6 protein-coding genes are annotated in these 8,418 nt (G+C 67.6%); 2 read left to right on the top strand and 4 right to left on the bottom strand.

Annotation, left to right across the window (positions count from 1 at the left end):
• Positions 1 to 195: 195 nt before the first annotated feature.
• Genes ACLQ6X_RS03895 through aroA form a run of 3 tightly spaced genes read right to left on the bottom strand, consistent with a single transcriptional unit; the run spans position 196 to position 3,458 of the window.
• Positions 196 to 987: an inositol monophosphatase family protein gene (locus ACLQ6X_RS03895; protein WP_411698860.1), complete on the bottom strand. Its 792-nt coding sequence runs from the start codon at positions 985 to 987 to the stop codon at positions 196 to 198.
• 10 nt (positions 988 to 997) lie between these two features.
• The gene (gene rsgA, locus ACLQ6X_RS03900) at positions 998 to 2,032 is read right to left on the bottom strand and encodes a ribosome small subunit-dependent GTPase A (protein ID WP_411698862.1); all 1,035 of its coding nucleotides are present in this window, start codon (positions 2,030 to 2,032) and stop codon (positions 998 to 1,000) included.
• Between the two features lie 4 nt (positions 2,033 to 2,036).
• The gene (gene aroA / locus ACLQ6X_RS03905; protein WP_411698863.1) at positions 2,037 to 3,458 is read right to left on the bottom strand and encodes a 3-phosphoshikimate 1-carboxyvinyltransferase; all 1,422 of its coding nucleotides are present in this window, start codon (positions 3,456 to 3,458) and stop codon (positions 2,037 to 2,039) included.
• Positions 3,459 to 3,507: 49 nt separating this feature from the next.
• Between aroA and ACLQ6X_RS03910 the strand changes: the two genes are divergently transcribed.
• Both ACLQ6X_RS03910 and ACLQ6X_RS03915 read left to right on the top strand, forming a co-directional pair.
• The gene (locus ACLQ6X_RS03910) at positions 3,508 to 4,236 is read left to right on the top strand and encodes a sigma-70 family RNA polymerase sigma factor (RefSeq protein ID WP_411698864.1); all 729 of its coding nucleotides are present in this window, start codon (positions 3,508 to 3,510) and stop codon (positions 4,234 to 4,236) included.
• Complete coding sequence (locus tag ACLQ6X_RS03915; RefSeq protein ID WP_411698865.1) at positions 4,233 to 4,475, top strand: zf-HC2 domain-containing protein; 243 nt, start codon at positions 4,233 to 4,235, stop codon at positions 4,473 to 4,475. Before ACLQ6X_RS03910 ends, ACLQ6X_RS03915 begins: the two co-directional genes overlap by 4 nt.
• A gap of 92 nt (positions 4,476 to 4,567) precedes the next feature.
• Here ACLQ6X_RS03915 and ACLQ6X_RS03920 read toward each other — a convergent pair whose 3' ends face one another.
• Positions 4,568 to 8,416 carry a multifunctional oxoglutarate decarboxylase/oxoglutarate dehydrogenase thiamine pyrophosphate-binding subunit/dihydrolipoyllysine-residue succinyltransferase subunit gene (locus ACLQ6X_RS03920; RefSeq protein ID WP_411698866.1) on the bottom strand — a complete coding sequence of 1,283 codons (3,849 nt, stop codon included), beginning with the start codon at positions 8,414 to 8,416 and terminating at the stop codon, positions 4,568 to 4,570.
• Between the last annotated feature and the right edge of the window lie 2 nt (positions 8,417 to 8,418).

The raw sequence follows: 8,418 nt of genomic DNA on the forward strand, positions 1-8,418 counted from the left end.
GGGGGGTGCGCATGGCGCCGGTGGCAGCCTATGTGGACGCGGCGCAGGTGCCGGTCAGGGTCTAGTCGAAACAGAGAAGCGCGGTGCCGACCAGTCGGCACCGCGCTTTTGTCGTTCGACAGGTTGCTATTGCTCTCGTACCCGCTAAACAGGACGATCGGGCCTCACGGCAGCGGTGCATCCTGTTGACCGGCATTATTGCTCCGCGAGCTTCGCCAGAACTGCCTCGTGCAGCACACCGTTCGTCGCGAGTGCGCTGCCGTGCCAGGGGCCGGGTTCGCCGTCGACGGAGGTGAACGTGCCGCCCGCCTCCTGCACGATCGGGATGAGCGCCGCCATGTCGTAGGGCTTCAGGTCGAATTCGCCGACGATGTCGATCGCGCCCTCGGCGAGCAGCATGTACGGCCACATGTCGCCGATAGCGCGTGCCCGCCAGACACTGCGCGAGAGGGCGAGCACCGAGTCGAGGCGGCCCGCGTCGTCCCAGCCGGTGATCGAGTTGTAGCTGAGCGCGGCGTTCTCGAGCGCGTCGATGCCGCTGACGTGGATCTGCGTCGCTTCTCCGCCGTGCGCCTGGGCGAATGCGCCGTGGCCGGTCGCCGCCCACCAGCGCTTGCCGAGGGCCGGCGAGCTGACGACGCCGACCACCGGCACGCCGTCGATCGCGAGCGCGATGAGCGTGCCCCAGATGGGAACGCCGCGCATGAAGTTGGTGGTGCCGTCGATCGGGTCGATGATCCACTGCCGCGAGCCGGTGCCCTCGGTGCCGAACTCCTCGCCGAGGATCGAGTCGTTCGGGCGCGCGGCCAGGATACCGTTGCGGATGACCCGCTCGACCGCCTGGTCGGCGTCGGTGACCGGCGTGCGGTCGGGCTTCGTGGTGACGACGAGGTCGAGCGCCGTGAAGCGGTCGAGCGAGATGAGGTCGGCCTCGCCGGCCAAGGCGAGCGCGAGATTGAGGTCGTCGGCGGGCGTGTAGGTCGTCATGCGGTGCCTCCTAGGCGGCGAGGGTGGTGAGCAGTCTCTGCAGGCTGTCGAGTCGGAGCTTGCCGATCTCGCCGAGGTCGCCGGCCTCGACGCGCTCGATGATGGCACAGTCGGGCGAATCGGGAAGATGGGTGCAGCCGCGCGGGCACTGCAGCGAGATCTCGGCGAGGTCGGTGAACGATTTGAGGATGTTGGCGGGGTCGACGTGACCCAGACCGAACGACCTGACGCCCGGGGTGTCCACGATCCATCCGCTGCCGATGCGCAGTGAGACCGTCGACGAGGAGGTGTGCCTGCCGCGCCCGGTGACGTCGTTGACGCGGCCGATCGCCCGGTTCGCGTCGGGAACCAGCGCGTTGACCAGCGTCGACTTGCCGACACCCGAGTGGCCGACGGCGACGGTGGTGTGGCCCTGCAGAGCCTCGGTGATCTCCTCGATCGGGAAGGCGTCGTCGCGGCTCTCGAAAACGCGGAACTCGAGACCGGCGAAGTTCGCGAGGAACTCCGCCGGGTCGGCCAGGTCGGTCTTGGTGATGCAGAGGATGGGGGTGATGCCGGCGTCGAACGCGGCCACGAGGTACCTGTCCACCAGACGGGTGCGCGGCTCGGGGTTGGCCGCGGCCACGACGATGAGCATCTGGTCGGCATTGGCCACGATGATGCGCTCGACGGCGTCCGTGTCATCCGCGCTCCTGCGAAGCAGAGTCGACCGTTCCTGGATGCGCACGATGCGCGACAGGCTGCCCTCGTCGCCCGTCGTGTCGCCGACGATGTCGACCCAGTCGCCCGTGACGACCGACTTCTTGCCGAGCTCGCGGGCGCGCGTGGCGACCAGCTGGCGCTCCTCCGGCGTGTTCTCGGCGACCCAGACGCCGTAGCGTCCGCGGTCGACGCTGAACACGCGCCCGCTCACCGAGTCCTTGTGCTCGGGGCGGATCTTGCTACGCGGCTTGTTCGCCTTCGGGTTCGGGCGCACGCGGATCGACGACTCGTCGTACTCCGAGTAGGCGCCGTCGTCTTCGTCGGGGTCGGACATCCAGCTCATGCGGTCACAGCACGATGGTGTCGGTGGTGATGGTCATGATGACCTCGTCGGGGTCGCGCACGAGGTCGGCCCAGAGCTGCGGGAACTGGGGGAGTGTCTTCGCCGTCGTGGCGATGTCGTCGACGACGACCCCCTCGACGGCGAGGCCGACGATCGCGCCGGCGGTCGCCATGCGGTGGTCTTCGTAGCTCTTCCATTCGCCGCCGTGCAGGGGGCGCGGGGTGATTGCGAGACCGTCGTCGAGCTCGGTGACATCGCCGCCCAGCCCGTTGATCTCGGCGGCGAGGGCCGCGAGACGGTCGGTCTCGTGCCCGCGCAGGTGGCCGATGCCGGTGATGCGGCTGGGTGTCGACGCGAGGGCCGCGAGTGCGACGATCGCGGGGGCGAGCTCGCCGCCGATCGAGAGGTCGATGTCGGCGCCGGGCAGCTGCGCGCCGCCGCGGACGCCGGCGCCGCCGTCGATCACGAGGGCGTCGCCGTTTCGGGTCGCCGTCGCCCCGATCAGCGGCAGCAGCGTCTCGAGGTGCGCGCCAACCTGCGTCGTCTGCCACGGCCAGCCGCCGACCGAGACGGTGCCGCCGGCCACGAGGGCGGCGACGAGGAAGGGGGCGGCGTTCGAGAGGTCGGGCTCGATGTCGACCTCGATTCCGCGGATCTCTGCGGCCGGCACGACCCAGACGCCGGGTTCGGGGCTCTCGACGACCACGCCGCGGGCGGCGAGCGTGGCGATCGTCATCTCCATGTGCGGCATGCTCGGCAGCGTCTCGCCCGTGTGGCGCAGCGTGAGGCCGCGGGTGAAGCGCGGCGCGGCGAGCAGCAGTCCCGACACGAACTGGCTCGAGGCGGAGGCGTCGATGGAGAGCTCTCCTCCCTCGACCGTTCCCGTGCCGTAGAGACTGAACGGCAGGGCGCCTCGACCGTCGTCGTTCACGTCGACGCCGAGGTCGCGCAGGGCCTCGATCGTGGTGCGCATCGGGCGTCGGCGGGCGCTCTCGTCGCCGTCGAACGCCACCGGGCCGAGGGCCAGGGCGGCGAGCGGCGGCAGGAACCGCATGACGGTGCCGGCGAGACCGCACTCGATCGAGGTGCCGCCCATCAGTTCGTCGGCGGGCGTGATGCGCAGGTCGGAGCCGTAGCCGCCCTCGCCCGGAACGTCGTCGATCTCGGTGCCGAGCGAACGCAGCGCCTCGATCATCAGCGCGGTGTCGCGCGAGTGCAGGGGTGCGCGCAGCAGGGAAGGGCCGCTCGCGAGGGCCGAGAGAACGAGCTCGCGATTGGTGAGGCTCTTCGATCCGGGCAGACGAACGGATGCCGCGAGCTCACGCTCGGCGACGGGGGCCTGCCACGGGCCGGGGTCACCGCCGGTGACGAGCGTCCCGTCGTCGTAGGGGCTGAACTCTGGCTCGGAATACTTGGATACCAACATCGGTTACCACAGTATCGGCTGTTGAGGCCGAGCGATTGGAGTCACTGGTATGACAGTGCTGTTAGAGAACCCAGAGGCAACCGCCATCGGCGATCTAGAATTGTCCCTGATGACTATCGAGACCCCTGAAGAGCCGACCCCGGTCGAGCCTGCGCCAGCCGCGGAGCGCGAGCCGGCCGTCAAGCCGGCCCAGACTGACGACGTGCGTGCCCTGTTCGAAGAGCAGGCGTTGCAGTACATGGACCAGCTCTACGCCGCGGCCATGCGGATGACCAAGAACCCCTCCGACGCGGCCGACCTCGTGCAGGAGACCTTCGTGAAGGCCTACACGGCGTTTGGCCAGTTCCAGCAGGGCACGAACCTGAAGGCTTGGTTGTACCGCATCCAGACCAACACGTTCATCAACAACTACCGCAAGAACCAGCGCAACCCGTACCAGGGAACGATCGACGACCTCGAAGACTGGAAGCTCGGCGGCGCCGAGTCTGTCACCCAGCACTCGACGACGCGTTCGGCCGAGGCCGAGGCGATCGACCACCTGCCCGACAGCGCCGTCAAGGACGCGCTCCAGTCGATCCCCGAAGACTTCCGCCTCGCGGTCTACTTCGCAGACGTCGAAGGCTTCTCCTACCAGGAGATCGCCGACATCATGAAAACCCCCGTCGGAACCGTCATGAGCCGCCTCCACCGCGGCCGACGCCTTCTGCGGGGCCTACTTGCTGAATACGCGAGCGACCGAGGAATCGCCGCCGCGCCTGCCACTGGGAGTAAGAAATGACCGATTGCGGTTGCGATAAAGCCAAAGCCGAGCTCGAGGAGTACATCCACAACGAGCTCACCCGCGGCGAAGCGGAAGACATCGCCGAGCACATGGCGAACTGCGAGGCCTGCACGGGCGAACACCTCGTTGGTCTCACCCTCACTAACAAGGTGAAGAGCGCGTGCAACGAGAAGGCGCCCGTCGACCTGCGCGCCGAGGTGCTGGCGAAGCTGCGCGAGATCCAGCCGACAGCTTAGACGCCGTTGGCGGTCGATTAGGTCGCTCAGCGGCCGTATCGAGACCAGGGTTTCGATACGGCCGCGGGCGGCCTACTCAACCAGCGGACCGGCTACAGCGTCAGCGCCCTGCTGATCAGGTCGACCTGCTCCTGGCCGGAACGCTTGTTCGATCCCGTCGCCGGCGACGCGGAAGCCGCCCGAGACGAGACCTTGATCGTGCGTCCCTCGAGGTGCTTCGCCAGTTCGAGCGAGATGAACGGCCAGGCGCCCTGGTTCTCGGGCTCGTCCTGAGTCCAGACCAGGTCGGCGTTCGGGTACTGGGCGAGGATTCCGTTGATGTCGGAGATCGGCAGCGGATAGAACTGCTCCATGCGCACGACGGCGATCGACTTCTCTTCGCGCTTGTCAAGCTCGGCGATGATGTCGTAGTAGATCTTGCCCGAGGTCAACACGACACGCTTCACGCTCGCCTTGTCTGCCACGCGGGCGTCGTCGATCACGGGCAGGAACTTGCCGCTCGTGAAGTCGGAGATCTCGCTCGTCGCCCCCCGCAGTCGCAGCATGGCCTTCGGGGTGAAGACGATGAGCGGCCGGCGTGGTCGGGCGTAGGCCTGACGACGCAGCAGGTGGAAATACGACGCGGGCGTCGACGGTCGGGCGATCGTCATGTTGTTCTCCGCGCACATCTGCAGGAAACGCTCCATGCGCGCCGAGGAGTGGTCGGGCCCCTGCCCCTCGTAGCCGTGAGGAAGCAGCATAACGACGCTCGAGCGCTGGCCCCACTTCTGCTCGGCGGAGGAGACGAACTCGTCGATCACGGTCTGGGCGCCGTTGGCGAAGTCGCCGAACTGGGCCTCCCAGAGAACGAGAGCGTCAGCGCGTTCGACCGAGTAGCCGTACTCGAATCCGAGGGCGGCGTACTCGCTCAGCAGCGAGTCGTAGATCCAGAATCGGCCCTGACCGTCTTTGAGGTTGCCGAGCGGCAGCCACTCCTGGCCGTTGAGGCGGTCGTGCAGGATGGCGTGACGCTGCACGAAAGTACCGCGGCGCGTGTCCTGGCCGGCCATGCGCACGGGAGTGCCCTCGACCAGCAGCGATCCGAGAGCGAGCAGTTCGCCGAAGCCCCAGTCGACCGAGCCGGAACGGCTCATGTCGACGCGCTTCTTCAGCATCGCCTGCAGCTTCGGGTGCACGCTGAACCCGGCGGGCGGGTTGTTGTGGGCGTCGCCGATCAGCTGGATGACTTCTTCGCGCACGCCGGTCGATTCCGGCTCGCCGACGAGGTCGTCCTGCTGTGATTCGGGGCGTTCCAGGTCGGCGACGGCGTTCGTGTCGTCCGTGATGACGGGGATCGAGCCGGTCTGCGCCGCGTGGGTCTCGGCGAACGCGCGCTCGAGGCGGTCTTGGAAGTCCTGGTGGCTCGCCTCGTACTCTTCGGCCGTGATGTCGCCGCGACCGACGAGACCCTCGACATAGAGGGTGCGCACGCTGCGCTTCGCCTCGATCAGGTTGTACATCAGCGGTTGGGTCATCGAGGGGTCGTCGCCCTCGTTGTGCCCGCGTCGTCGGTAGGAGACCAGGTCGATCACGACGTCGCGGTGGAACCGCTGGCGGTAGGCCAGCGCGAGCTGGGCCATGCGCACGACGGCCTCGGGGTCGTCGCCGTTCACGTGGAAGATCGGCGCTTGGATGGTCTTGGCGACGTCCGTCGAGTAGATCGACGTGCGGCCCTCGCCGGGAGGGGTGGTGAAGCCCACCTGGTTGTTGACCACGATGTGGATGGTGCCGCCGGTGCGGTACCCGCGCAGCTGTGACATCTGAAGGATCTCGACCACGATGCCCTGGCCTGCCATCGCGGCGTCGCCGTGCACCATGACCGGCAGCACGGAGTACGTGCCGATCGGGCGCCGGTCTTGCTTGGCGCGCACGATGCCCTCGAGCACGCCGTCGACGGCCTCGAGGTGCGAGGGGTTGGCGGCGAGGTAGACGGGGATGGTGGTGCCGTCGGCCGCGGTGAAGCTTCCCTCGGTGCCGAGGTGGTACTTCACGTCGCCCGAGCCGTGAACCGTGCGGGGGTCTTGTGTTCCCTCGAACTCGCGGAAGATCTGGCCGTAGGTCTTGCCGGCGATGTTCGTGAGCACGTTGAGGCGTCCGCGGTGGGCCATACCGATGGCGACCTCTTCGAGGCCGTCTTCGGCGGAACCCTGCAGGATGGCGTCGAGCACGGCGATGGTCGACTCGCTGCCCTCGAGGCTGAAGCGCTTCTGGCCGACGTACTTCGTCTGCAGGAACGTCTCGAAGGCCTCGGCCTCGTTGAGCTTGCCGAGGATGCGCATCTGCTCGTCGTGACCCGGCTTGGTGTACGGGGTCTCGACGTGGTCCTGCATCCACTTGCGCTGCACCGGATCCTGGATGTGCATGTACTCGATGCCGACGGTGCGGCAGTAGGAGTCGCGCAGCAGCCCGAGGATGTCGCGCAGCAGCGCCGAGCGCTTGCCCCCGAAGCCGCCGGTGACGAACTCACGGTCGAGGTCCCAGAAGGTGAGGCCGTGGCTCTCGATCTCGAGGTCGGGGTGCGAACGCTGCACGTATTCGAGAGGGTCGACGTCTGCCATCAGGTGGCCGCGCACGCGGTAGGAGTTGATCAGTTCCTGCACGCGGGCCGTCTTGTCGACCATCGACGCCAGGTCGACGCTGATGTCTGTCGCCCAGTGGATCGGCGAGTACGGGATGCGCAGGGCGGCGAAGATCTTCTGGTAGAAGTCGTGCTCGCCGATGAGGCGCTCGTGGACCTTCTTGAGGAACTCGCCGGAGCCGGCACCCTGGATGACACGGTGGTCGTAGGTGCTCGTGAGGGTGATCGTCTTGCCGATGCCGAGGTTGGACAGCACCTGCGTCGAGGCGCCCTGGAACTGGGCGGGGTACTCGAGCGCTCCCGCGCCGACGATGGTGCCGGCACCGCGCATGAGGCGCGGCACGGAGTGCTCGGTGCCGATGCCGCCCGGGTTCGTGAGCGAGATGGTGTTGCCCGCGTAGTCGCCCGCGGTGAGCTTGTTGTTACGGCCGCGGAACACGACGTCTTCGTAGGCGGCGAGGAACTCGCCGAATTCCATGGTGTCGGCGCGCTTGATGCCGGGCACCACGAGCGAGCGCGTGCCGTCGGGCTTCGGGATGTCGATCGCGATACCGAGGTTGATGTGCGCCGGGGTGACGACGGCGGGCTTGCCGTCGACCTCGTCGTAGAAGACGTTCTGGCTGGGGAACTCTTTGAGGGTCTCGACGATCGCCCACGCGATGAGGTGTGTGAACGAGACCTTGCCGCCGCGCGCCCGCTTCAGATGGTTGTTGATCACGATGCGGTTGTCGATCATGAGCTTGGCGGGAATCGTACGCACGCTCGTGGCGGTGGGAACCGTGAGGCTCGCGTCCATGTTGGTGGCGAGAGCCTTGGATGCGCCCTTGAGAACGGCGGTGACGTTGGCATCGGCGTCTTCGGTTCTCGCGACCGGGTTGGCGCCCGTGGCAGGAGCCTGGGCCGGGATCGGCTGGGGCTTCGCTTCGATCGAGGTCGTGCGGGCGACGGGCTGGTTCGACGCAGGCGCGGCCGGGGGAGCCACCGCGGCGTCGGGCACCGCAGCTTCGGGCACCGCAGCTTCGGGCTCCGAAGGGACGTCGGGGGAGGCGCTGGCGATCTCGTCGGGAATCTGCGCTTCGCCGCCGGTCTGTGACTCGGCGGCGGGCTGCGACTCGGCCGCGGGCTGCCCCGACACCACCGGAATCGCGGTGGTCGGCGTGGGATCGGTGTGCGTGTCTGTCGGCCGGTAGCTCTCCAAGATCGGCCACCAGGACTGATCGACCGAATTGCGGTCAACCAGATACCGTTCGTACATTTCGTCTACGAGCCATTCGTTGGCCCCGAACTCGCCAGAAGATCCGTCTTCTGCTGCAAGTCCGGTCACTT

The organism is Conyzicola sp. (assembly GCF_046714715.1).
Taxonomy (GTDB): domain Bacteria; phylum Actinomycetota; class Actinomycetes; order Actinomycetales; family Microbacteriaceae; genus Conyzicola.

Excerpts from the sequence above, each read along its gene's own strand:
- ACLQ6X_RS03895 (WP_411698860.1), bottom strand. The coding sequence starts at position 987 with ATGACGACCTACACGCCCGCCGACGACCTCAATCTCGCGCTCGCCTTG.
- rsgA (WP_411698862.1), bottom strand. The coding sequence starts at position 2,032 with ATGAGCTGGATGTCCGACCCCGACGAAGACGACGGCGCCTACTCGGAG.
- aroA (WP_411698863.1), bottom strand. The coding sequence starts at position 3,458 with ATGTTGGTATCCAAGTATTCCGAGCCAGAGTTCAGCCCCTACGACGAC.
- ACLQ6X_RS03910 (WP_411698864.1), top strand. The coding sequence starts at position 3,508 with ATGACAGTGCTGTTAGAGAACCCAGAGGCAACCGCCATCGGCGATCTA.
- ACLQ6X_RS03915 (WP_411698865.1), top strand. The coding sequence starts at position 4,233 with ATGACCGATTGCGGTTGCGATAAAGCCAAAGCCGAGCTCGAGGAGTAC.